This is a genomic window from Streptomyces sp. NPDC002867 (genome assembly GCF_053591895.1).
The window spans coordinates 291,836-314,392 of the sequence record NZ_JBSFUR010000001.1 but is presented as its reverse complement, the minus strand read 5'-3'; the positions used below and the strand labels follow the sequence as shown (position 1 = coordinate 314,392).

The 22,557-nt window shown below is 72.4% G+C and carries 18 protein-coding genes and 3 pseudogenes; 14 read left to right on the top strand and 7 right to left on the bottom strand.

Annotation, left to right across the window (positions count from 1 at the left end):
- Positions 1–15: 15 nt before the first annotated feature.
- Positions 16–1,512 carry an AfsR/SARP family transcriptional regulator gene (locus ACWD0A_RS01430; RefSeq protein WP_451293482.1) on the bottom strand — a complete coding sequence of 499 codons (1,497 nt, stop codon included), beginning with the start codon at positions 1,510–1,512 and terminating at the stop codon, positions 16–18.
- A 281-nt stretch (positions 1,513–1,793) separates the two neighbouring features.
- Here ACWD0A_RS01430 and ACWD0A_RS01425 point away from each other — a divergent pair, with 281 nt between their 5' ends.
- From ACWD0A_RS01425 to ACWD0A_RS01415, 3 genes are all read left to right on the top strand, one after another.
- Positions 1,794–3,392: a tryptophan halogenase family protein gene (locus ACWD0A_RS01425; RefSeq protein ID WP_451293480.1), complete on the top strand. Its 1,599-nt coding sequence runs from the start codon at positions 1,794–1,796 to the stop codon at positions 3,390–3,392.
- A gap of 176 nt (positions 3,393–3,568) precedes the next feature.
- Entirely contained in the window at positions 3,569–4,219 is a 651-nt protein-coding gene (locus tag ACWD0A_RS01420; protein WP_451293478.1) for a flavin reductase family protein, read from the top strand.
- Positions 4,206–5,492, top strand: coding sequence for a cation:proton antiporter domain-containing protein (locus ACWD0A_RS01415; RefSeq protein ID WP_451293476.1), 1,287 nt, complete (start codon positions 4,206–4,208; stop codon positions 5,490–5,492). The genes ACWD0A_RS01420 and ACWD0A_RS01415 overlap by 14 nt, the downstream gene beginning before the upstream one ends.
- Before the next feature lie 362 nt (positions 5,493–5,854).
- Here the strand turns inward: ACWD0A_RS01415 and ACWD0A_RS01410 are convergent, their stop codons facing one another.
- From ACWD0A_RS01410 to ACWD0A_RS01400, 3 genes and pseudogenes are all read right to left on the bottom strand, one after another.
- Positions 5,855–6,826: a CPBP family intramembrane glutamic endopeptidase gene (locus ACWD0A_RS01410; protein ID WP_451293474.1), complete on the bottom strand. Its 972-nt coding sequence runs from the start codon at positions 6,824–6,826 to the stop codon at positions 5,855–5,857.
- A gap of 263 nt (positions 6,827–7,089) precedes the next feature.
- Positions 7,090–8,061 (bottom strand): annotated as a pseudogene (locus ACWD0A_RS01405) (alpha/beta hydrolase).
- 238 nt (positions 8,062–8,299) lie between these two features.
- A complete protein-coding gene (locus tag ACWD0A_RS01400; RefSeq protein WP_451293472.1) occupies positions 8,300–9,136 on the bottom strand; it encodes an alpha/beta fold hydrolase in 837 nt (278 codons plus the stop codon).
- Between the two features lie 491 nt (positions 9,137–9,627).
- Between ACWD0A_RS01400 and ACWD0A_RS01395 the strand changes: the two are divergent.
- Positions 9,628–10,347 (top strand): annotated as a pseudogene (locus ACWD0A_RS01395) (alpha/beta fold hydrolase); the annotation flags it as partial.
- Positions 10,348–10,452: 105 nt separating this feature from the next.
- Here the strand turns inward: ACWD0A_RS01395 and ACWD0A_RS01390 are convergent.
- Both ACWD0A_RS01390 and ACWD0A_RS01385 read right to left on the bottom strand, forming a co-directional pair.
- Positions 10,453–11,433 (bottom strand): pirin family protein, encoded by a 981-nt coding sequence (locus ACWD0A_RS01390; RefSeq protein ID WP_451293470.1) that lies wholly within the window; start codon positions 11,431–11,433, stop codon positions 10,453–10,455.
- A 12-nt stretch (positions 11,434–11,445) separates the two neighbouring features.
- The gene (locus ACWD0A_RS01385; RefSeq protein ID WP_451293468.1) at positions 11,446–12,054 is read right to left on the bottom strand and encodes a low temperature requirement protein A; all 609 of its coding nucleotides are present in this window, start codon (positions 12,052–12,054) and stop codon (positions 11,446–11,448) included.
- A 41-nt stretch (positions 12,055–12,095) separates the two neighbouring features.
- Between ACWD0A_RS01385 and ACWD0A_RS01380 the strand changes: the two are divergent.
- From ACWD0A_RS01380 to ACWD0A_RS01340, 9 genes and pseudogenes are all read left to right on the top strand, one after another.
- Positions 12,096–12,472: pseudogene (locus tag ACWD0A_RS01380) on the top strand (Dps family protein); the annotation flags it as partial.
- 181 nt (positions 12,473–12,653) lie between these two features.
- The gene (locus ACWD0A_RS01375) at positions 12,654–13,250 is read left to right on the top strand and encodes a helix-turn-helix domain-containing protein (RefSeq protein WP_451293466.1); all 597 of its coding nucleotides are present in this window, start codon (positions 12,654–12,656) and stop codon (positions 13,248–13,250) included.
- A 96-nt stretch (positions 13,251–13,346) separates the two neighbouring features.
- Positions 13,347–14,603: an NAD(P)/FAD-dependent oxidoreductase gene (locus tag ACWD0A_RS01370; RefSeq protein ID WP_451293464.1), complete on the top strand. Its 1,257-nt coding sequence runs from the start codon at positions 13,347–13,349 to the stop codon at positions 14,601–14,603.
- Positions 14,600–14,944, top strand: coding sequence for a (2Fe-2S)-binding protein (locus ACWD0A_RS01365; RefSeq protein WP_451293462.1), 345 nt, complete (start codon positions 14,600–14,602; stop codon positions 14,942–14,944). Before ACWD0A_RS01370 ends, ACWD0A_RS01365 begins: the two co-directional genes overlap by 4 nt.
- The gene (locus ACWD0A_RS01360) at positions 14,941–16,416 is read left to right on the top strand and encodes an FAD-dependent oxidoreductase (RefSeq protein ID WP_451293460.1); all 1,476 of its coding nucleotides are present in this window, start codon (positions 14,941–14,943) and stop codon (positions 16,414–16,416) included. The genes ACWD0A_RS01365 and ACWD0A_RS01360 overlap by 4 nt, the downstream gene beginning before the upstream one ends.
- 95 nt (positions 16,417–16,511) lie before the next feature.
- A complete protein-coding gene (locus ACWD0A_RS01355; RefSeq protein WP_451293458.1) occupies positions 16,512–17,444 on the top strand; it encodes a dihydrodipicolinate synthase family protein in 933 nt (310 codons plus the stop codon).
- Positions 17,444–18,445: a proline racemase family protein gene (locus ACWD0A_RS01350; protein ID WP_451293456.1), complete on the top strand. Its 1,002-nt coding sequence runs from the start codon at positions 17,444–17,446 to the stop codon at positions 18,443–18,445. Before ACWD0A_RS01355 ends, ACWD0A_RS01350 begins: the two co-directional genes overlap by 1 nt.
- Positions 18,446–18,616: 171 nt before the next feature.
- Complete coding sequence (locus ACWD0A_RS01345) at positions 18,617–19,222, top strand: hypothetical protein (RefSeq protein WP_451293454.1); 606 nt, start codon at positions 18,617–18,619, stop codon at positions 19,220–19,222.
- A 43-nt stretch (positions 19,223–19,265) separates the two neighbouring features.
- On the top strand, positions 19,266–20,678 hold the full coding sequence (locus ACWD0A_RS01340; protein WP_451293452.1) for an aminopeptidase P family protein: 1,413 nt from the start codon (positions 19,266–19,268) through the stop codon (positions 20,676–20,678).
- Positions 20,679–20,842: 164 nt separating this feature from the next.
- On the opposite strand, the gene ACWD0A_RS01335 is transcribed toward ACWD0A_RS01340, so the two are convergent.
- On the bottom strand, positions 20,843–21,313 hold the full coding sequence (locus ACWD0A_RS01335; protein ID WP_451293549.1) for an N-acetyltransferase family protein: 471 nt from the start codon (positions 21,311–21,313) through the stop codon (positions 20,843–20,845).
- Between the two features lie 324 nt (positions 21,314–21,637).
- On the opposite strand from ACWD0A_RS01335, the gene ACWD0A_RS01330 reads away from it, so the two are divergent.
- On the top strand, positions 21,638–22,360 hold the full coding sequence (locus ACWD0A_RS01330) for a DUF2470 domain-containing protein (RefSeq protein WP_451293450.1): 723 nt from the start codon (positions 21,638–21,640) through the stop codon (positions 22,358–22,360).
- Positions 22,361–22,557: the final 197 nt, after the last annotated feature.

The window sequence follows — 22,557 nt, the reverse complement described above, 5'->3', positions numbered from 1 at the left end:
CACTGAGTCGCTCGGTCACTGAATTCGCGCGCCGGGTACGGCCCCGGCCGGGCCTCGGCCCGCCCGCGGCCAGGGGTCGGCCCCAGCCGCGGGCCCGGCAGCCGGCCGGCAGCCGGCCGGGGTCCCGGCCGGACGACCAGGGCCGCCGTCGGCCGACGGCACGGCCCGGACGCCGGGCCGGACTTGGGGCCGCGAAGCGGGCAGAACACCATCCCGGGAGGCGGCCTGCCCGCCAGGCCAGGCGTCGGCCCCGGCCGCGGGCCGGGAGAACGCCTGATCGGGCCCGGCACGACGCCCGGCGTCGGCCCGGCCTCCGGCTCCGGTACCGCCTTCGGCAGCGGGCGCGGCTTCGGCCTCTGAACCGGCCCGAATCCCGGCCTGGCCTCCCGGCTGGGCGACAGCCCGTGACACGGGCCGGAAGGCGGCCCCGGGACCTGCCCCAGCAGCCGCCCGGCCGCCGGCCGACGACACGGACCGGACAGCAGGCCGCACTTGGGGCCGGGAGGCGGGTAAAGCGTCGGCCCGAGACGCGGCCGGTGCGGCGGCCTGGGTGGCAGCCCGCGACGCGGGCCGGCCGACGGGCCGGAGCGGGGACCAGGACGCGGGCCAGGTGGCGGGTGCGGGCCGCGTCGCGGGGCCGGCCGGGAACGGGGCGCGCGTATCGGCCCGCGTGTCGGGGCGGGCGCGGCGGGCCGGGCGGGAGCGGAGGCCGGGGCGGGGCCCGGCCGGAGGCACCAGCGCGGCGAGCAGCCGCTCGGTCTCCGCGGAAGGGACGACGTCGAGGTCGTCGCGCAGCCGGCGCGCGCACAGCTCGTACCAGTTGCGCACGCAGGCGAGTTCGCCGCGGCGCCCGTGCGCCGCCATCAGCGCCCGGTAGGTCTCCTCGTGGTGCCGGTCGATGCCGAGCGTGCGCCGGCAGATCTCGATGAGTTCCGGGAAGTCGTCGCGCTCGACGGCGTCCGCACGCAGCACGTCCAGGGCCCGGAGCGCCAGCGACCGCAGGTACTCGCGCTGTTCGACGACCCAGTCCGCGTTCTCCCCGCGCAGGAACTCGCCCGTGTACAGCCCCACCGCCGACCGCAGCCGTTCCCGCGCGGCGCCGCGGTCGCCGGCGCCGGCCGCCCGCAGCCCGCTGTGCACCAGCTCCTGGAAACGGTCCACGTCGGACCAGAGCTCGGCGATGTCGAGGACGTAGCCGAAGTCGCGGTAGTGCAGCCGGATTCCCGACTCTTCGGGGCTGTCGGGGTGCGCGTCGAGGACGCGGCGCAGCGCGTGCGCCGCGACCTTCAGCGAACTGCCGCCCGCGGACCGGTCGCAGCCGGGCCACAACACCTCGTACAGCCGGTCGCGGGTGAGCGTCTGGCCGCGGTGGATCACGAGGTACTGGAAGAGCCCGCGCGCCTTGCCGGCCCGCCAGCGCCGCACCGGGGCACCGTTCACGGTCAGTTCGAAGTCGCCCAGGAAGCGTATGCGTACCGCCTGCCGCGCAATTCCGGTCACCGCGGTGGTCATCGCTTCCTCCCGGGGTACGTCGTATTGCCGCTCTGCCTGCGGCCGAGTGTGTTCCGGGGCTCTACGAACGGCCTATACCGGCCGGATCTCGCCTCTGTAGGTCCGTCATAGGGCGGCGGACCACGATGAGGCTCGACGGTCCCGGGACCGACGTCGCAGGACGCGTCCGGCCCCGACCGCCGGATGCGGCCGGCCCGGCCCGGCCCCGTAGCGGCATCCGCCTCTCCTCCAGCTCCTCGGCTTCCGGCCGCGAATCCCGACTCCGAAATGAGGGCTGCTCCATGACCAGCACCGACACCCGACTGAAGAAGGTCGTCATCCTGGGCGGCGGTACGGCCGGCTGGATGACCGCCGCGTATCTCGGCAAGGCTCTCCAGGGCACGGTCGACATCACGGTCCTGGAAGCGCCGGCGATCCCGCGGATCGGGGTCGGCGAGGCGACCGTGCCCAACCTGCAGCGCGCGTTCTTCGACTACCTCGGCATCGCCGAGGACGAGTGGATGCGTGAGTGCAACGCCAGCTTCAAGATGGCGGTGCGGTTCGTGAACTGGCGCACCGAGGGCCAGGGCGAGGCAGCGGCCCGGGAGCTGCCCGACGGCTCGCCCGACCACTTCTACCACCCGTTCGGGCTGCTGCCCGACTACGACCAGACGCCGCTGTCCCACTACTGGTTCAAGCGCAAGTACGAGGGCCGCACCACGGAGCCGTTCGACTACGCCTGCTTCCGCGAGCCCCCGGTGATGGACGCGATGAAGTCGCCCCGCTGGCTCGACGGCCGGTCCGCCACCCGCTACGCCTGGCACTTCGACGCCCAGCTCGTGGCGGACTTCCTGCGCCGGTTCGCCGTCGAGAAGCAGGGCGTCAACCACGTCCGGGACGAGATGACGGAGGTGCGGCAGGACGAGCGCGGCTACGTCACGGAGCTGCACACCAAGGGCGGCAGGGTCCTGGACGCCGACCTCTTCGTGGACTGCTCCGGCTTCCGCGGGCTGCTGATCAACCAGGCGATGGCGGAGCCGTTCGTCGACATGAGCGACCACCTGCTGTGCGACAGCGCGGTCGCCACCGCCGTCCCGCACGACGACGAGGAGGGCGGCGTGGAGCCGTACACCTCCGCGATCGCGATGTCGTCCGGCTGGGCGTGGAAGATCCCGATGCTGGGCCGCTTCGGCACCGGATACGTCTACTCCAGCAAGTTCACCGAACAGGACGAGGCCACCGCCGAGTTCGCCGCGATGTGGGGTCTGGACCCGGAGAAGACGAAGTTCAACCACATCCGCTTCCGGGTCGGGCGCAACCGCCGGGCGTGGGTGAAGAACGTGGTCAGCATCGGCCTGTCGTCCTGCTTCCTGGAGCCGCTGGAGTCCACCGGGATCTACTTCATCACCGCGGCGATCTACCAGCTGGCCAAGCACTTCCCCGACAAGACCTTCAACCCGGGCCTGATCGACAGCTTCAACCACGAGATCGAGGTGATGTTCGACGACACCCGCGACTTCATCCAGGCGCACTTCTTCTACGCGCCGCGCAACGACACGCCGTTCTGGCGGGCCAACAAAGAGCTGACGCTCCCCGACAACATCCAGAAGAAGATCTCCGCCTACCGGGCGGGGCTGCCGATCAACTCGCCGATCACGGACGAGTCGACGTACTACGGCAACTTCGAGGCCGAGTTCCGCAACTTCTGGACCAACGGCAGCTACTACTGCATCTTCGCCGGCATGGGCCTGGAGCCGGACGCCCCGCTGCCGGCGCTGGCGCACAAGCCGGAGTCCGTGGCGGGTGCGGAGCCGCTGTTCGAGACGGTCAAGCGCCAGCAGCAGAACCTGCTGGAGACCCTGCCCAGCGCCTACGAGTACCTGAAGCGACTGCACGCGTAGGACGCGGCCGGGACCGGACCGCGTGTCGCCTCCCCCGGTCCCGGCGCCTCCCCGCCCCGGCGCAGATCCGGTGCCGTCCTCCGGGCCCCGGCACTGCCGCCGCACCCACGGCCCGGTACCCGGCGCAACCCGCCGGGTGCCGGGCCGCACTGCTCGTCACCCACAGGGAGTCAGACATGCCCAACTCCGCGCCGCACCGGGACGTACCGGCAAGCGACGACAACGAAGGGACGCCCGGGGCCGAAGACTCCGCCGTCCTCCGGCAGACCGACCTCCGCCCCTTCATGGCCGCCTTCCCCTCCGGGGTCTCGGTGGTCACCACCCTCGACGCCGACGACCGGCCCCGCGGCCTGACATGCAGTTCGCTGGCGAGCGTCGCGCTCGCCCCGCCCACCCTGGTGGTCTGCATCCGGACCGCGAGCCCTACTCTCCAAGCCCTGCTCGACCAGGGGCAGTTCGCGCTCAACCTGCTGCACGAGCAGGCCCGCGCGACCTCGGACCTGTTCGCCTCCGGGGCGCCCGACCGCTTCGAGCGCACGGAGTGGCGGCTGCCACTGGGCGCGAGCGGTCCGCACCTGATCGCGGCCGCCCACGCCATCGCCGACTGCACGGTCGTGAAGGCGGTCGCGTTCGGGGACCACACGGCCGTCTTCGCGGAGGCGAGCCGGGTGACGGTCCGCCCCGCCGCGCAGCCGCTGCTGTACGGCCTGCGCCGCTACGCGGGATGGTCCGACGCCGCCTCCGCGCCGCAGCCGGCGGCGATCACACCGGCACCGCCCGTACCTCCCGTGCTGCCGTCCGAAGGAGCCGCCGGTGTCCGCCGCTGACCCCCTTCCCGCGCTCCTGGTCGCCGTGCCCGTGGTGATACTCGCCTGCCAGACGGGCGCGGTCCTCCTCAGACGCCTCGGCCAGCCTCCCGTGATCGGCGAGATCGCCATGGGCATCCTGCTCGGCCCGTCACTGGTCGGCTGGCTGTGGCCCGAGGCGCATCACTGGCTGTTCCCGGAGTCGGTGCTGCCGTACACCTCGGTCCTGGGACAGCTCGGCCTGCTGGCCTTCATGTTCCTCGTCGGCCTCGAACTGGACCTGGGCACGCTGCGCGGCCACTCCCGGATCGCGGTGGCCGTCAGCAGCGCGGGCATGCTGCTGCCGCTGGGACTCGGCGCGCTGCTGGCCATCGGCATGTACGGTCAACTGGCCCCCGATGGAGTCGGTTTGACGCCGTTCACGCTGTTCGTGGCAGTCGCCATGAGTGTCACGGCCTTCCCGGTGCTGGCCCGGATCCTGGTGGACCGCGGCCTGTACGGAACCCCGCTGGGCGCGCTCGCGATGGCCTGCGCGGCGGCCGACGACGTGGCCGCCTGGTCCCTGCTGGCTCTGGTGGTGGCCCTGGCCTCGGCCGGCTCCCCGCTCGACGCGGTGACGACGGCCGGCCTCGCGGTGGCCTTCGCCGCCGCCATGGTCCTGGTGGTCCGCCCGCTGCTCGCACGGTGGGCGGCGGCACGGGCGGACCGTACGAGCGACGGCGTGCTCCTGGTGCTGTTGTTCAGCGGGCTGAGCCTGTCCGCGCTCGTGACGGACCTCGTCGGGGTGCACACGCTGTTCGGGGCCTTCCTGTTCGGCGTGGTCACTCCGCGCGGGCATCACCGCATCGAGGCGTCGGCCGCCCGGCTGCGCGCCGTGGCGGTGCCCGTGCTGCTGCCGCTGTTCTTCGTGCACACCGGGCTGCGTACGGAGATCGGGGCCCTGGCCGCCGACCCGGTGCAGTGGCTGTGGGCGGGTGCGGTGCTCGCGGTCGCGGTGCTCGGCAAGTGGGGCGGTGCGGCGGGGGCGGCCCGCGCCTGCGGCCGCTCCTGGCGAGAGGCCCTGTCGGTCGGCGCCCTGATGAACTGCCGGGGCCTGACGGAGCTCGTGGTGCTGAACATCGGCCTGGAACTCGGGGTCATCGGGCCGGAACTGTTCACGATGCTGGTCCTGATGGCGCTGATCACCACGACGGTCACGTCACCGGCCGTGAGCCGCTTCCAGTCCCGGAAGCTGCCGCTTCCGCCTCCCCCTGCGGCTCCGGCCCCCGCACCGGCGGCCGTGTCTCATACCTGACGGGTCCTGGGCGTCGCCCGGCCAGCGAGCACGGGCTCGTCGGCCGGGCGACAGCGCGCCCGAGTACGCGGGCCGGTCGTCGGTACGCCTGCTCGGGTGCCAGGAGTCGCTGATCTTGTGTGACAGGACTTTCACGGGCGGCGGGGGCGGAAGCCTGACCACGCCCGGCGGCGGCCACAGGGCCGACGTTCGATGCGCGGCTCGGTGACGAGCGGGGCACGGCGGCCGACAGGTCATCGGCGGTGACGCCGCCGTGCCAGGGCAGGGTCTCCGCTCCGGCGGCGTACGGGACCCGCTCTGGCCGGACTCGCGCCGACGGCGCTCGACGAGGATCAGCGCCCCTCCGGGCGGATGCCACACGCTTACGGCGTGGGGCGCGGGTCCGCGGCCGGCGAGGTGAGGGCGCTGATTCGGCGGCGGCGGGCCAGCCACAGCACGGCCGCCGCGTAGAGGACGAGCATCACCACGTCCACCGCGAACGCCAACGGACCCATGTCGGCGGCCGTCTCGTCGGACGCGAGCGCCCCGGCGATCGCCGCCGCGATGCCCATGGCGAGCAGGTTGTTGAGGACGTGCAGCGCGATCGCGGCCTCGAGTCCCCCCGTACGTACGGTCAGCAGTCCCGTGACCAGCCCGAAGACGAGCAGGTCGGCGAAGCCCCAGGGAGTCCCCCACCCGTGGGCCGCGGCGAAGAGCACCGACTGCGGCGCGATCGCGATCCAGGGAGAGCGGCACCATGCGCCGACCGCCTGCACCAGCCAGCCCCGGCACACGTACTCCTCTGCCGCGGCCTGGAACGGCACCAGGACGCACACCATCCCGAGGCCGAGGAGGAAGGACGACAGCCCCGCCCACGCCACGTCCTCGCTGTGCCCCGCGGGATCGGGCAGCAGCAGGGAGACCCCCAACGCCGCGACGACCAGGGGCAGTCCGGCCACCAGACACGTCCCCAGCCAGCGCCACCGCAGGTGACCGGCGACGGACGACACGGTCCCGGCCGGCCGGCGCTGTGTCCAGCGCGCGGCCAGCAGCACGGGCGGAATCGCGACGGCGATGCCCAGCAGGAGTATCGCCGCGTCGCCGATGTCGCCCCAGGAACGCCAGCCCTCCGCGTCGGCCGGGCGGCCCGTCGCCATCCCCGCGAACTCGACGAGGACAAGCAGCACCAGCATCGAGATCATGATGCCGCCGACCACCACGAGCGTCCCCAGCAACGGCCGCCACCAGCGGTGCCGATGGGTCACCCGGGCGAGCCGGTGGTACGGCAGCGGTACGGCGGGCGGGTGGCCGGGAGGCGGCGGGCCGACGACGTACGTCGTCCTGTCGGTCGTCATGGGCATCAGCATTCCGGTGGTCGACGGCCGCGGCGTCGGCCATGAGCACGAACATCGTCTCCGACCCAGGGCTGACGGATCCGAGCGGGGGGCGGATAGGCGTCAACAGGCACGTGCGCTTCGGCACATGGAGCAGAGGGGGGATCGGCAGGCAGGGTTGTCGAGGTCGAACTCAGACATGACGGATTTCCTCAATTGTCATGGTTGTCGATGGAGTACGGAGCAGCCGCTACCGGACACGGCCGCCTTCTTGCGGGCGGTGGTCAGACGGCGTAGAGCGCCTTGCGCAGCGCGTCCACGGCCAGGGTGATGGCGGCGTCGGCGCCCCTGGTGCCGCGCAGCGCGTCGAGCATCACGAAGTCGTGGATGACGCCCTGGACCCGGATCGCGGTGACCGGAACACCGGCCTCGCGCAGCTTGTCCGCGTACGCCTCGCCCTCGTCGCGCATCACGTCGGCCTCGGCCGTGACGACCAGGGCCGGCGGCAGTCCGGTGAGTTGCTCAGTGGTGGCCCGCAGCGGGGACACGGTGATCGGGGCGCGGTCGGCCTCGTCGGTCGTGTACTGGTCCCAGAACCACGTCATCGCCTCGCGGCGCAGGAAGTAGCCCTCGGCGAACTGGTGGTACGACGGTGTGTCGAACGCCGCGTCGGTCACCGGGTAGAAGAGCACCTGCGCGACGAGTTCGACATCGCCGCGGTCCTTGGCCATCAGGGTCAGCGCCGTCGACATGTTGCCGCCGACCGAGTCACCGGCCACCGCGATGCGGGCCGGGTCGAGGTTGTTCGCGGCCCCCTCGCGCACGACCCACTGGGCCACCAGGTTGTTCTGCTCGATCGTCACCGGGTAGCGGACCTCGGGCGACCGGTCGTACTCGGGGAAGACGACCGCCGCGCGGGCGCCGACGGCCAGCTCGCGCACCAGGCGGTCGTGTGTGTGCGTTGCCGAACACCCAGCCGGCGCCGTGGATGTAGACCGATGACGGGCAGCACGCCCTCATGTCCCGCAGGACGCACGATGCGCGCACGGACGGAGCCCGTCGGGCCGCCCTCGACCGTCACCCACTCCTCGTCCACTTCCGGCTTCGCGATCGCGCCCGGACTGGACGTCGTCCACCGCCTTGCGGCCGTCGTCGACGGGAATCTCGTAGAGGAACGGCGGCTCAGCCGTCGCCGCGGCAAACCCTGCCGCCTCCACCTCCAGAACCGGCCGATTCCTGCTCTGCTCGTCGGACATCACGCACTGCCTTTCCTTGCCGAAGCCCGGTACAACGGGATGGCTTCAACGTAGGAGTCGGCGGAATCGAGAAGTTTGCCCTGTGTGCACAACACATGCCCGCCAGGGCACGGAGGCCGCCGGCGATCCGACCGGGCCACCGCCGAGGAGGTGCGGCGGCCCGGAAGCCGGCGTTCACAGGCCGGGCCCGGCCGTGGTGGCCGGGCCCGGTCGGCAAAGTGCTTCGGCGGAACGGGGGTTACTTCGCCAGGAAGGCGAGGAGCGCGGTGTTGACCTCCTCCGCATGGGTCCACAACAGGCCGTGCGGGGCGCCCTCGACCTCCACGTAGTCCGCGGAGGGGAGCGCCTTGCGGAACGGCCGCGCGGTGCCTTCGGCGGGCAGGATCCGGTCGGCCGTACCGTGCAGGATCAGGGCCGGCACGTCGATGGCGCGGATGTCGGCCCGGAAGTCGGTGTACCAGGTCGACGGTGCGGCGGCGGCGGCGAAGAAGCCGCCGCCCGCCGCCACGTTCCAGCTGTTGCGGACCGCCTCCTCGCTGATCCTGGTGCCCAGGTTCTCGTCGAGGTTGTAGAAGTCCGCGAAGAAGTCGCTGTAGTAGGCGTACCGGTCCGCCTTGACGGCCGCGACCACGCCGTCGAAGAACTCCTTCGGTGCGACGCCGTCCGGGTTGTCGTCGGTCTTGAGGAGACACGGTTCCAGCGAGGCCAGGAAGGCGACCTTGGAGACCCGGGCGGAGCCGTAGGCGGACACGTACCGGGCGACCTCACCGGTGCCCATCGAGAACCCGACCAGGACCGCGTCCCGCAGGTCGAGGGTCTCCATCACGGTGTTCAGATCGGCGGCGAAGGTGTCGTAGTCGTAGCCGGCCGTCGGCTGACTCGACTGCCCGAAGCCCCGGCGGTCGTAGGTGATCACGCGGTAGCCCGCTCGGAGCAGCACGGCGCTCTGCCGCTCCCAGGAGTGGCCGTCGAGCGGGAAGCCGTGGATGAGGACGACGGGCTGCCCGGTTCCGTGGTCCTCGTAGTAGAGGTCGATGGTGGTGGAGTTCTCCTGGCCCACAGTGATGTACGGCAAGTGCTCGTTCCTTCGTCCGGATTGGCTGGCGCGTGCGCAGGGGGCCGCGCTCCCCCGTGGAGGAGCGCGCGGCATACGGACCGCACGGCCCGTCGGGGTCGCCGCAGAACGTTCGCGGCATGCGCGCGCGGGGTTCTCACCCCGCTAGGGCGAACGTCCCACCGGCCATTGTCCTCGAGCGCACCGCTCCTTGTCCGCAAGCGCAGGGCCGTGTCCCCGGTCCCGACCGGGTGGCGCGTGCCCGCGGCGGCACCCCGTCGATGGGAGCGGGCCTTCCGGACGCAGGCGCGGACGGGCCAGTGGTGGTGCACCGACAGGCAAGACGCCTGCTCAGGCCGCCCATAGCGTGCCGTTCACACCCGCGGCTCGTCGCCCGGCCCGGACGCCGCGTGCGCCGGTCCGGCCGGGCGGAGCGCCTCGGCCGGGCAGCCCCGTCCGAACCGCCCCGCCGCGCGTCAGCCGATCACACGACATCTACAGGGAGTTGTGCCTTGTCCCGTTCCGACAGCCCGACCGTGGTCCTGGTCCACGGCGTCTTCGCCGACGCGTCCAGCTCCGCCCGCGTCATCCCCGAACTCATCGACCGCGGACTGGACGTGGTCGCCCCGGCGGTGCCCAACCGCAGCCTGCTCGGCGACTCCGCCTACATCGCTTCGACCGTCCGGGAGATACCCGGCCCGGTCGTCCTGGTCGGTCACTCCTACGGTGGCGCCGTCACCACCGTCGCCGGCGCCGAGGACAACGTCCGCGCGCTCGTCTACCTGGCCGCCTACGCCCTGGAGGAGGGCGAGAGCCTGGGCGAACTGCAGGGCCACTTCCCCGACTCGGACCTCGCCACCGCGCTCGTCCAGACCCCCTTCCCGATCGAGTGCTCCAGCTCTCCCGGCACCGACGTCTCGGTCCGGGTCGACAGGTTCCCGTCCGTTTTCGCCGCCGACGTCGACCCCCGACTCGCCTCCGTGCTCGCCGTCCCCCAGCGTCCGCTGGCCGCGCAGGCCTTCACGGAGAAGGCCCCGAACGCGGCTTGGAAGACCAAGCCCTCCTGGGGCCTGGCGCCGCGGCCGACCGCACCCTCAACTCCGATGTGGAGCGCTTCGGGTACGAGCGGGCCGGCATGACGACCGTCGAGATCGACTCCTCGCACCTGGTGATGCTCGCTCACCCCAAGGCCGTTCGCCGAGCTGATCGAGGAGGCCGTCCTGGCCACCGCCGGCTGCCCCGGCCTTCCGTCGGACGGCCACCGCGCGGCGGAGGGCTGCCGAGACCGGACGGCCCGGCCGTCCGCTCCGAGCGGCCGTCCGGGCCGTCGTACGCCTTCAGTGCCGCGGCGGGTTCCTGCGCGGTGTGATGGGGGTGCGGGGAAGGACGGGGGCGGGAAGGCGGTCGCCGTCGTATCCGTCGACCCTGCCGAAACGGTCGGATGCGTTCTCCCACGCCTCTCTCGCCTCGACCATGTCGTCGTGGCTGCGGCCGATGAAGTTCCACCACATGAGGATCTGCTCCTCGAACGGCGCCCCGCCCAGCAGGACCGCCCGTGCGGCGGTGTCGCCTTCGTTCGTCAGTGACAGCCTGTCGTTGCCCGTGCCGAGGTAGCCCAGGTCCGCCGGCTGCAGAAGTGTGCCGGCCATGCCGACGCTCCCGTGGTCGACGAGGAGGCCGTGCTCGAAGCCGGCGTCCGTCCCGAGCGTGATCGTCGAGCGCGGCTCGAGGACGATCTCGGCGCCGAGCAAGGGTGTGAAGGTCCGCACCGGAGAGGTGTCACCGGCGAGAGCGCCCAGGAACACTCTGACCTCGGCGCCGTCCACCCGGACCGGGTCCGGGACGTAGTGCTGGAAGTCCCGGCCGGTGTGCCGGTGTTCTTCGGGAAGCGCCACCCACAGCTGGACGCCGTGCAGGATCGTGGTGCGGGCGGTGGAGACCTCCGAGTGGCTGATGCCGTACCCGCCCGTCATGAGATTCAGCTCGCCGGGCCGTACGAAGGCGTGGCTGCCGAGGCTGTCCCGGTGCTCGATCTCCCCGCTGAACAGCCAGCTCACCGTCTGGAGACCGGTGTGCGGGTGGGGCGGGACGTCCATGCCGCCGGTGTCGGCGACGTCGTCGGGGCCGTAGTGGTCGATGAAGCACCACGCCCCGATGAGCGTCCGGGCGCGCTGCGGCAGCGTGCGCCGCACCGTCATGGCCCTGGGGCCGCCCAGCGGGACGTCCCGCGCCGCAAGGACCTCGACCTTCGGCACGCTCTCACACCGGACCGCTGACCCGCAGCGCAGTTCGGCGGGATGCGTCTCGACGTTGCTCATGGCATGCCCCTCTCACTCAAGAATGATTCTATATTCAACGAATACCTCTCGCGCCGGTCCGGCCGCGGGCCTGTCCGGCGGCCTCCCTTCACGAGCGAGCTCCCGGCGCGTCGGCAGAACCCCCGGCGGTGATCCGAAGGCGCCGGGCGTCGCCTGCCGCGACCACCGCGACCAGGACCGCCGGCAGGGCACCGGCGGTGAGGGCCGGCGCCGGGGACCACCCCGCCGCCAGCACGCCGACCGCGGCGCCGGGATACGGGGCCCGCTCGGCCGTGGTTCTCTGGCGGGGACCGACGTGTCGGCCCAGACCGTGATCAGGAAGACCGCCGCGGGGACGGTGACCGCCGCACCGGCAACCGCGGGCGAGGTGCCCGTGTGCCCCGTGACGTGATCGGCGTACGGGGCCAGACCCGCTCCCTCCGCGGTCGCCGAGGCGAAGATCAGGTAGTGGCCGTAGGCCCAGGTGAACCTCCTGCGGTGGGCCTGGTGCGTCGTGGCCAGCAGCGTGTGTGCGGGTCTGGCGAAGTACAGCCACCACATCGCGAAGGCCATGAGCAGGCCGCCGGCCGCCAGGGCGTACAGCGAGCCGATGCCGTGGTGCCGGTCGAAGGCGCCCCGCACGGCGACGGTGGCGGCCGCGACGGACTCCCCGAGGACGATGGATGCGCGGCGCGACCTTCTACCAACTGCGCCTGGTCCTGGACAAGCACGCGGGGGAACAGCTCGAACTCGTCGACACGATCGCCGAACGCGTCCAGTCCCTCGGCGGCGTCGCGGTGGGCGACCCCCGGCACGTCGCGGAGATCACGTCGATCCCGCGGCCGCCGACGGGGTCGAGCAGGTGCCCGCGATGCTGTCACGGCCGCTGGAGGCCCACGAGGCCGTTCTCGTCGACGCCCACGACGCAGCCGCCCGGACGGCCGCGCTCGGTGACGACGGCACCAACGACCTCCTGGTCTCTCAGGTGATCAGGACCGGCGAACTGCAGGCATGGTTCCTGGCCGAGCACCTGGTCGACACCCCGCTGGTCCGCGCGTAGGGATCCATCGGATCAGGGTGCGGACCAGCGGCGGCCCGGACCACCGTGCCGCGATCAGGCTCCGGCGACGAGACGGTCGACGACAGTCTTCGCCGGCGCGGCGGTCCCCGCGTGGTCGGCTATGGTCGGGCTACCGAACACGCTCCGTTCGGTATACAGAACGCTGGGAGGGGAAAGCGTCGTGAGCGAGCAGACCGGATCGATCCAGGGCATGCTGGCCGCCAATCTCAAGCGGGCGAGGACCCTGCACGGCCTGTCCATCTCCGAACTCTCCAGGCGCTCCGGTATCGGCAAGGCGACGTTGTCCCAACTGGAGTCGGGCAACGGCAACCCGACGATCGAAACCGTCTTCAGCCTGTCCCGCGCCCTGCAGATGCCGGTGTCCGACCTCCTCGACACCCGGCCGCCCGGCGGCGTGACCGTAGTGCGCTCGAAGGACGTCGAACCCCTCAGCGGCGAAGGCGTCGACCTGCGCGCGCTGCGCCACATCCGGAGCGACAACACCACGTTCGAGGTCTACGACCAGCAGTTCCGCGCCGGCCACCGGCAACGCTCGCACGGCCACGCGGGCACCGAGCACACGGTCGTCCAGTCGGGGAGGCTGGAGGTCACCGTGGACGGGTACGAGGTCGAGCTGGGCCCGGGCGACTACGTGGGCTTCGACGCGGCGCTCCCCCACTCCTACCTGGCGACCGACGGGCCGGTGCGTTCCGTGCTGCTGCTCCAGTACCGGGCCGGGCAGCCGGCCGGGGACGGCACCCCGCATTCGGCGCCCTGACCGGCGGCCCCAGAGCCTGCCACGACCGGACCGTTGACACCTTCTGTTCAGCGCCCATAGTCTCAAGTCGTTCGTTAAAGCGAACGGAGGGGGACGATGAACGGAACGCGTGTGGCCGTGCTCGGCGCGGGAATCGTCGGTGCCGCGTGCGCCCGTGAACTGGCCCTCTGCGGATTCCGCGTCACGGTCGTCGACCGCGGCGCCCCCGCCGGTGCGACCACCTCGCACGGCGAGGGGAACATTCTGGTCTCCGACAAGGGACCCGGACCGGAACTCCGGCTCGCCCAACTGTCCCGCAGGCTCTGGCCGAAGACCTTGGCCGCCGTAGCCGAACGCTCCGACCGCGGCGCACGAGCGGCCGCCGCGGTCGAGTGGGAGCCCAAGGGCGGCATCGTGGTGGCCACCACCGAAGCCGGGGCCGCCGCACTGGCCGAGTTCGCCGGCGCCCAGCGCGCTGCCGAGGTACGGGCCGAGGCCTTGGACGCCGCGGCGCTCGCGGAGGCCGAGCCCCGGATCATGCGTGACCACACGGCGGCGCTGCACTACCCCGAGGACGCCCAGGTGCAACCCGCCGGTGCGGCCGTCGCCCTGCTCACGGACGCGCTCGCGGCAGGCGCGTCCCTGAAGAGCGGATGCGAGGTGCTCTCCGCCGTCACCCGCGGCTCCCGGCTCACCGCATTGCACACGACCGAAGGACTCGTCGAGGCGGACGTCTTCGTCAACGCCGCCGGCCCCTGGTCCGGTGAGCTCGCCGCCCGGCTCGGCGCCCCGATCGCCGTCCGGCCCCGCCGCGGCGACATCCTCGTCACCACCCCGTTGCCCCCGACCGTGTTCCACAAGGTGTACGACGCCGACTACGTCGGCGCGGTGGGCAGCAGCGCGGAGGACCTCCAGACCTCGGCGGTCGTCGAGTCGACGCGCGCCGGAAGCGTGCTCCTCGGCTCATCCCGCCGCCGGGTCGGCTTCGACGACCGGCTGCGGCCGCATGTGCTGGCGGAGATCGCCGCCAAGGCGCTGCGCCTCTTCCCCTGCCTCGCCGATGTCGCCGTCATGCGGTCCTACGGCGGCTTCCGCCCGTACGTGGACGACCACATGCCGGTGATCGGCCCGGACCCCCGACTGGACGGCCTGTGGCACGCCACCGGCCACGAGGGAGCGGGCATCGGGCTCTCCCTCGGCACCGCGCTGCTCGTACGCAACCTGCTGCTCGGCGAGCCGCCGGCGGTCGAGGCGAGCCCGTTCCGAGTGGACCGCCCGGCTGTCATCGGCAGAGCCGGGCAGACCGAGGCGACCGGACCGACCGCGAACGACCGGACCGGCAGCAGGAAGAACGCGAAGGAGGAGACAGCATGAGCCCCCGACGAGTGCCCGCCGGGTCCGACCCTGTCGGGCGGCGTGACCGCCCGCTGCGGATCACGGTGGACGGTGAACCGCTCGAGGGCGCCCACGGCCAGACCGTCGCGGGTGTGCTGCTCGCGTCCGGGCGGCAGTCCTGGCGCCGCGGGCCCTCCGGCGCGCCGCGCGGTGTGTTCTGCGGGATCGGCGTCTGCTTCGACTGTCTGGTCACCGTGAACGCCGAGCGCGATGTCCGCGCCTGCCGTCGCCGGGTCCGCGACGGAGACGTGGTGACCACCCAGACCCGGGAGTCGAGCGAGCCGCGCCCGTCCGGCACTTCCCCCGCGGAGCAGAGGTGACACGCCGTCACGTCGTGATCGTCGGCGCCGGACCGGCCGGCCTCGCCGCCGCACATACGGCACTGGGCGCGGGCGCCGACGTGACACTGATCGACGCCGAGGAGCAGCCCGGCGGCCAGTACCACCGCACGCTTCCCGACGCCTGCGACGCGGCCCGCCCCGAGAAGTCGCAGCACGACTGGCCGGCGTTCGAACGGCGGCGCCGACAGGTACTGGACCACCCGCACTGCGCCTGGTGGCCGCAGACCGTGGTGTGGGCACTGGAGCGCCCGGCCGTCGGCGAACCGGGGGCGCCGCGTGTGCACGTGCTGCGCGGCCCGGCCGACGGGACCGGACGGGAGCGCCGCGTCCTCGCACCCGACGCCCTGGTCCTCGCCACCGGTGCCCATGACCGGGTGCTGCCGTTCCCCGGCTGGGAGTTGCCCGGCGTGTACACCGGCGGCGCCGCCCAGGCGCTGGCGAAGGGCGAACGCATCGTCGTCGGCGACCGTGTCGTGGTCGCGGGCACCGGTCCGTTCCTGCTCCCCGTGACCGCGTCGCTGGTGGAAGCCGGGTCCCGGGTGCTGGAGGTCCTGGAGGCCAACGGCCCGGCCACCCTGGCGCGTGGGTGGTCGCGGCGCACGTGGGAACTGGCCGGGAAGACCGGCGAGTTCGCCGCGTACGCAGGTACCCTGGCCCGCCACCGGGTGCCGTACCGGCTCGGCCGCGCCGTGATCGAGGCCCGTGGCGAGGGAAGGGTCGAGGAGATCGTCAGCGCCCGGCTGGGCCCTGACTGGTCCGTGGTCCCCGGCAGTCGGCGGACCACGCCCGTCGACGCCTTGTGCGTCACGCACGGTTTCAGCCCCCAGCTGGAACTGGCGCTCGCCGCCGGGTGCGCGTTGCGGCAGGTGTACGGAGGCGAGTTCGTCGACGTCGACGACAGTCAACGCACGAGCCGTCCAGCTGTGTTCGCCGCCGGGGAGATCACCGGTGTCGCCGGTGCGCCCGCCGCGCGCGCCGAGGGCGCGCTCGCCGGATGGTTCGCCGCGGGCGGTGACACAGGTGCTGCCGCACTCGCGGGCCTGCGCCGGCGGCGGGACCGCGGCCGTGCCTTCGCCGGACGGCTGGCCTCGGCCCACCCCATCGGCACCGCGTGGCCCGGCTGGCTGCGCCCGGAGACGGTGATCTGCCGCTGCGAGGAAACGGACTACGCCTCCCTGTGCCGGTCCGCCGCCGAGGACGCGGGCCACGGGGCGAGAGCGGCCAAGCTGGAGACACGCGCCGGTCTCGGCCCGTGCCAGGGCCGGATCTGCGGCCCGACCGTCACCGAGCTCACCTCCCGGCTGCGCGGCACACCGGCAGTGGGCCGCCTCCACCACCTGCCCGAGGAGATCACCGTCGAGGGGCAGCCGCCCGCGAGCTGCCACCGCAGACCGATCGCCCAGCCCATCCGGCTCGGCGAACTGGCCGCGCCCACCGAGCCCGACGCCTGATCCGGGGACGCACCCCGATCGTCCCGTACGGCCCCCGGCCTCGTTGCCCCCTCCCTTCGTACGTCCCGTACGCCCCAGACCCAGGAGATCGATCCATGACCGGCACCAGACCAAGGAACAGTCGCCTCACGGGCGTCGTCGTGGCCACCGCACTCCCCTACTACGAGGACGCCTCCGCGCCGGCAGGCCTGGCCGTCGACCTCGACCGCTACGCCGAGCACTGCAAGTGGCTCGTGGCCAACGGCTGCCACGGCGTGGGCCCCAACGGCTCGCTGGGTGAGTACTCGTCCCTGACCGACGAGGAACGCCGTACGGTCGCCCGTACCGCGATCGAGGCGGTCGGCGGCGCCGGCACGGTCGTCGTCGGCGTGCACGGCGCCGGGTCGCACCAGGCCAGACACTGGGCCGAGGCCGCGGCCGAGGACGGCGCGGACGGTGTGCTGTGCCTGCCGCCGACCCTGTACCGGGCCAACCACCGTGAGGTCCTGGCACACTTCGAGGCCGTGGCGTCCGTCGGCCTGCCGGTGATGGTCTACAACAACCCCCTCGACACCAAGGTCGATCTCACCCCGGACCTGCTCGCCGAGATCGCGCAGATCGACAACGTGGTCGCGGTGAAGGAGTTCTCCGGCGACGTGCGGCGGGTGCTGGAGATCAAGGAGCGGGCGCCCGGCCTGGAGGTGATCAGCGGCGCCGACGACGTCGTGCTGGAGAGCCTGCTGATGGGGGCCACAGGCTGGTTCGCCGGCTTCCCCAACGTCTTCCCCGCGGAGTCGGCCCTCCTGTTCGAACTGGCCACGGCAGGCCGCCTGGAGGAGGCCCGCACACTGTACGAACCGCTGGTGGCCGCCTTCCGCTGGGACTCGCGGACCGAGTTCGTCCAGGCCATCAAGCTCGGCATGGAGCAGGTCGGCCGGTACGGCGGCCCCTGCCGCCCGCCGCGCGGCCCGCTGACGCCCGCCCAGCGCGAGCAGGTCGCGGCCGACATGGCCCGTGCCGTCGCGGCGCTCGAGAAGCGGTCCGCCTGATGCGGTCGGTCCGTACGATCAGCGCCGTCGACTCCCACACCGAGGGCATGCCCACCCGGGTCGTCACCGGTGGTGTCGGCCCCGTCCCTGGCGACACCATGGCCGAGCGCCGCCGCTACGCGGTCGAGCACCTCGACGGACTTCGCCGGTTCCTCGTCGACGAGCCGCGCGGCCACGGGGCGATGAGCGGGGCGATCCTCCAGCCGCCGACCCGGCCGGACGCCGACTGGGGCGTGCTGTACATCGAGGTCAGCGGGTTCCTTCCGATGTGCGGGCACGGCACCATCGGTGTGGCCACGGTCCTGGTGGAGACCGGCATGGTCACGGTCACCGAGCCCGAGACCGTCGTGCGCCTCGACACCCCCGCCGGACTCGTCGAGGCCCGCGTCACCGTGACCGACGGCGCGGCCGAGCGGGTCACCCTGCGCAATGTCGACTCCTACGTCAGCGAACTGAACGCCGCCGTGGAAGTGCCGGGCCTGGGCGTCGTGCCCTACGACATGGCGTACGGCGGGAACTTCTACGCCATCGTCGAACTGGACCGGACCGGGCTGCCCTTCGACCGGGCGCGCAAGACCGAGATCCTCGCCGCCGGGCTGTCGATCATGGAGGCCGTGAACGAGCAGAAGCGGCCCGTCCACCGGGTGGATCCGCTCATCGGCGGCTGCAAGCACGTCCAGTTCCTCGCGCCCGGCTCGGACGCCGAGCACTCGCGCAACGCCATGGCCATCCACCCCGGCTGGTTCGACCGTTCGCCGTGCGGCACGGGCACATCGGCGCGCATGGCCCAGCTGCACGCCCGCGGCGAACTGCCGCTGGGCACGGAGTTCGTCAACGAGTCGTTCATCGGCACCCGGTTCACCGGGCGGCTCGTCGCCGCGACCGAGGTCGGCGGCCTGCCCGCCGTCGTACCGGAGATCTCCGGCCGGGCCTGGATCACCGGCACGGCGAACTATCTCCTCGACCCGTCCGATCCGTTCCCCCACGGGTTCGTCCTGTAGCCCCTCGCCGGAGGGCCGGCCGCCGTCCGGTCACCGGCCGTCCCTCTCGTCCTGCCGTCTGGAGTCATCGCCATGTCCGGAGCCACCCCGCCCGGAACACCCGCCGAAGAAGAAGACGAAGCCGCTGTCCCGCCTGCGAGAAACCATCGTGTCCACGGACGGGGCGGCTCCGTGGTCCTGAGGCCGGACCGTGCACTGTCCGCCACCGCCACGGCGGCCGTTGTGATCACCCCGGCCGCTGCCGACGCCCGCGGGGCCGAGATCGCCCAGGGCTACGCCGCGTCACTCACCCTCGGCGCGGGCCGGTTCCGCACCGACCCGGGCCTCCTCTTCGTCCCGGCGGGGCACAGCATCGTCTACGAGATCGCCTGGCAGGTCCGCGACATCCCGGCCGCGCCCGCGCTCAACGCGCGCATCGCCGAAGGCTGTCTGTCGGGGGCCGCAAGACTCGCCGACCTCGCCGGCGCCCGGAAACTGGTGTGGCCCGACGACGAGACGACCTTCGCGCCGCGCCTGCTCGCGCTGGACGGATCAGCTTTCACCCCCGCACTGGCGGACGCGGCCCGGGAGTGCTTCGGACCTCTCGGCCTCGTGGTCCTGTACCAACGGCTGGAAGCCGTACTGGAGATGGTGTCGTCACTGCCGGGCCAGTCGACCGTCGCCCTGCACGCCGAACCGCAGGAGATCGACCGACTCCCCCGTCTGGCAGCAGCATTGAGCGAGCACAGCGGCCGGTTCCTGTGGAACGACTGGCCCGCGGCGTACGGGCCCTTCTGAACCCGCCTGTCCCTCTTCCGGAAACCAAGAGAAGGTGTGTGACATGAGCAAGCGCCGAAAGAACGGCCTCTACGGTGAACCCTCGCCCGAACTGTCCGCCCTGATGAGGTCGGGCTGGGCGGACACCGAACAGCGCGATCTGAAACCCCTGGAGCAGGCGCCCTACGCCGCACGGCGCCGCGCCGCCCTCTCGGCCCGCTTCCCCGGGGAGCGGCTCGTCATCCCGTCGGGCAACCTCAAGATCCGCTCGAACGACGCGCACTACCCGTTCCGCCCCTGCACCGGCTACGTCCATCTAACCGGCGACCAGTCCAGGGACGGCGCGCTCGTGCTGGAGCCGCGCCCCGGCGGCGGGCACGACGCGTACTGCTACCAGCTCCCGCGCGATGCCCGCGACAGCGACGAGTTCTGGACGGGAGACACCGCGGAGCTCTGGATGGGTCGCCGTCACAGCCTCGCCGAGGCGGAGCGGCTGCTGGGTCTTCGCTGCCGCGACGTGCGCGCCGCGGCCACGGAACTGGCCGCTGCCGCCGCCGTTCCCACGCGCATCCTGCGAGGCCACGACCCCGTGCTCGAAGCCGCCGTCGACACCGACGAGGAGCGGGACGCCGAGCTCGAGGAGACGCTGAGCGAGCTGCGGCTGGTCAAGGACGAGTGGGAGATCCGCCAGCTGCGGGCGGCCGTGGACTCCACGGTGCGGGGCTTCACGGACTGCGTGCGCGAGCTGTCGCGGGCCGTCGCCACCTCCGAGCGCTGGGTGGAGACCACGTTCTTCCGCCGCGCCCGGCTGGAGGGGAACGACGTCGGCTACGGCTCCATCTGCGCGGCGGGCGAGCACGCCACGATCATGCACTGGACCCGCAACGACGGGCCCGTGCGGCCCGGCGAACTCCTGCTGCTCGACGCCGGTGTGGAGACGCACACCCTCTACACCGCCGACGTCACCCGCACCCTTCCGATCAGCGGCACCTTCACTCCTGTCCAGCGGAAGGTCTACGACGCGGTGTACGAGGCGCAGGAGGCCGGGATCGCCGCCGTGAAGCCGGGCGCGCACTACCGGGACTTCCACGAGGCCGCCCAGCGCCACCTTGCGGAGCGGCTCGTCGAGTGGGGCTTCGTCGAGGGGCCGGCCGGGAAGGCGTACGAGCTCGGGCTGCAGCGGCGCTTCTCCATCGCCGGAACCGGCCACATGCTCGGTCTGGACGTGCACGACTGCGCCCAGGCGCGCAACGACACTTACGTGGACGCGCCGCTCGAGCCGGGCATGGTCCTCACCGTCGAGCCGGGCCTGTACTTCCAGGCGGACGACCTCACGGTGCCCGAGGAGTTCCGGGGCATCGGCGTGCGTATCGAGGACGACATCCTCGTCACGGCGGACGGCAACGAGAACCTGTCGGCAGGCCTGCCCCGCAGGGCCGACGACCTGGAGGCGTGGATGCGGGACCTCGCGGGCTGAGCGCGGCCATCCGAGCATGCCTGCCAGGCTGCGGGGCACGTCCCCGAGTTGAGGAGCGCCGCCATCTCGCGCGCCGCTTCACGGGCGGGGCGGCCGACGCCGATCAGATCGCCCCGCAGAAGACGGCCTGAGCGAGACCGTGGACGAGGTCCGGAACGTCATCGTCATCGGTTCCGGACCGGCCGGCTGCACGGCCGCTCCGGCTTGCGCACCATGAACACGTCCACCGGATCCTCGGTCTCGAGGATGAACCCGTGCCGCTCGTACAGCCGCCGGGCCGGACTGCCCAGCAGCACGTTCAACCGGACCGGGACGCCGTTGCGGTCACACCGCTCCAGCAGCTCGCGCAGCACGCCCGAACCGATACCGCTGCCCTGAAGATGCGGGGCCAGGTAGAAGTGCTCGAGCCAGTGAGCGTCCTTCGCCCGGCGCAGCGCCACGCAACCGGCGAACGCGCCGTCCACCTCGATGACCCAGGTGTGCGCCGGTTCGAACCCGTCCCGCAGCCGCTGACGCACGTGCTCCTCGTCGTACCGCCCGAGCCGCTCCAGATCCGCCCGCAGCACCACGGCACGCAACTCTGCCACCGCCGCGACGTCCGACACCGACGCCGGCCGAAAGCCCCAGTCCACCACGATCGCCACGCTACCGCGCCGGGCTCCCCGACGGCGAGCATCTCCCCAGGCCGAGCCGTCACTTGTGGGCGAGCGTCAGCGGTCAGGCATGTTCCATGAGCACCGAGTAGGCCCGTTCAAGGCCAGAGCTCGGCGTCAACCACATCGACACCGCGGCGTTCCCCGGCTGCGCTCCGCCAACAGCCGTCGGCGCCGACCGCAGGGCGGTGTGGACGCACACACAGGAGGCAAGTTAGGTTAGCCTTACCTCAACAGTCAGGGATCTGGTTCCATGCCGCCCCGACCGGAGCCGCACCGATCCGACCCGTCCCGCGAGGAGTTGCCTTGACCGCCGCCCCAGACGTCGCCCCGCCCGAGCAGACCGCGGCGGAGTGCGTCCGCTCCGTGCCGGCCCGGGCGGTCTCCCTGTCGCTCACCACGGAAGGTCAGGACTACGATCTGATCGGCATGCACTCCGTGGGCAGCGAGGGGCTGATCACTCTTCACCCCCAGGCGGACAGCCCGCTGGCCGCCCAGGTCGCCGCCGCGCCGCGTGGCACCCTCGCCGCCCTGCTGGAGTTCACCGACATCGCACCGACGGCGCTCCGTGACCGCGTGCGCGCCAGGGTGACGATCTCCGGCTGGCTCACTTCCGCAGACCCGGAGGACGGCGGCGCGCTGCGTCTCGATCCGGTACGCGTGACGCTGCGGACCGCGGCGGAAACCCATGACGTCGGGCTTGACGAGTTCGCCCTCGCCGAACCCGACCCGCTCGCCGTCGAGGAAGCGGCGATGCTGACGCATCTCGCCGACGCCCACGAGGACATGGTGGCGGACCTGATCGCGCTGGCCGGGGCCCGGCTGCCGCGTGGCGTGGTGCGAGCCATGCCGCTTGCCGTGGACCGGCACGGCATCACGCTGCGCTGCGAGTACCGCGGGGGCCACTGCGATCTGCGCCTCGTGTTCCCGGCCACGGCCCGGGACGCCGCCGAGGCCGGGGAGCAGGTCCGCCGGCTCCTCACGACGCCCCGATGCGCGCACCACCGGCACCCTTCCGCGCGGCTCTGACCCTGCGACGTGGCGACCACCCGCACGCTCGCCGCCTTCGTGCGCAAGCAACGCGGCGTACGCAAGGAGCAGTTGTACGCGCTCGGGTCCTGGCGAGCCGCATGGACCGAGCCACCACAGGCGTGCAACTTAGGTTAGGCTAAGCTAAACATTCGAGGGCGGGCGCGCCTTCGCGCATGTCACCAGGGGAGGAATCA

Excerpts from the sequence above, each read along its gene's own strand:
- ACWD0A_RS01430 (WP_451293482.1), bottom strand. The coding sequence starts at position 1,512 with ATGACCACCGCGGTGACCGGAATTGCGCGGCAGGCGGTACGCATACGC.
- ACWD0A_RS01425 (WP_451293480.1), top strand. The coding sequence starts at position 1,794 with ATGACCAGCACCGACACCCGACTGAAGAAGGTCGTCATCCTGGGCGGC.
- ACWD0A_RS01420 (WP_451293478.1), top strand. The coding sequence starts at position 3,569 with ATGCCCAACTCCGCGCCGCACCGGGACGTACCGGCAAGCGACGACAAC.
- ACWD0A_RS01410 (WP_451293474.1), bottom strand. The coding sequence starts at position 6,826 with ATGACGACCGACAGGACGACGTACGTCGTCGGCCCGCCGCCTCCCGGC.
- ACWD0A_RS01390 (WP_451293470.1), bottom strand. The coding sequence starts at position 11,433 with ATGAGCAACGTCGAGACGCATCCCGCCGAACTGCGCTGCGGGTCAGCG.
- ACWD0A_RS01370 (WP_451293464.1), top strand. The coding sequence starts at position 13,347 with ATGAACGGAACGCGTGTGGCCGTGCTCGGCGCGGGAATCGTCGGTGCC.
- ACWD0A_RS01365 (WP_451293462.1), top strand. The coding sequence starts at position 14,600 with ATGAGCCCCCGACGAGTGCCCGCCGGGTCCGACCCTGTCGGGCGGCGT.
- ACWD0A_RS01355 (WP_451293458.1), top strand. The coding sequence starts at position 16,512 with ATGACCGGCACCAGACCAAGGAACAGTCGCCTCACGGGCGTCGTCGTG.
- ACWD0A_RS01350 (WP_451293456.1), top strand. The coding sequence starts at position 17,444 with ATGCGGTCGGTCCGTACGATCAGCGCCGTCGACTCCCACACCGAGGGC.
- ACWD0A_RS01340 (WP_451293452.1), top strand. The coding sequence starts at position 19,266 with ATGAGCAAGCGCCGAAAGAACGGCCTCTACGGTGAACCCTCGCCCGAA.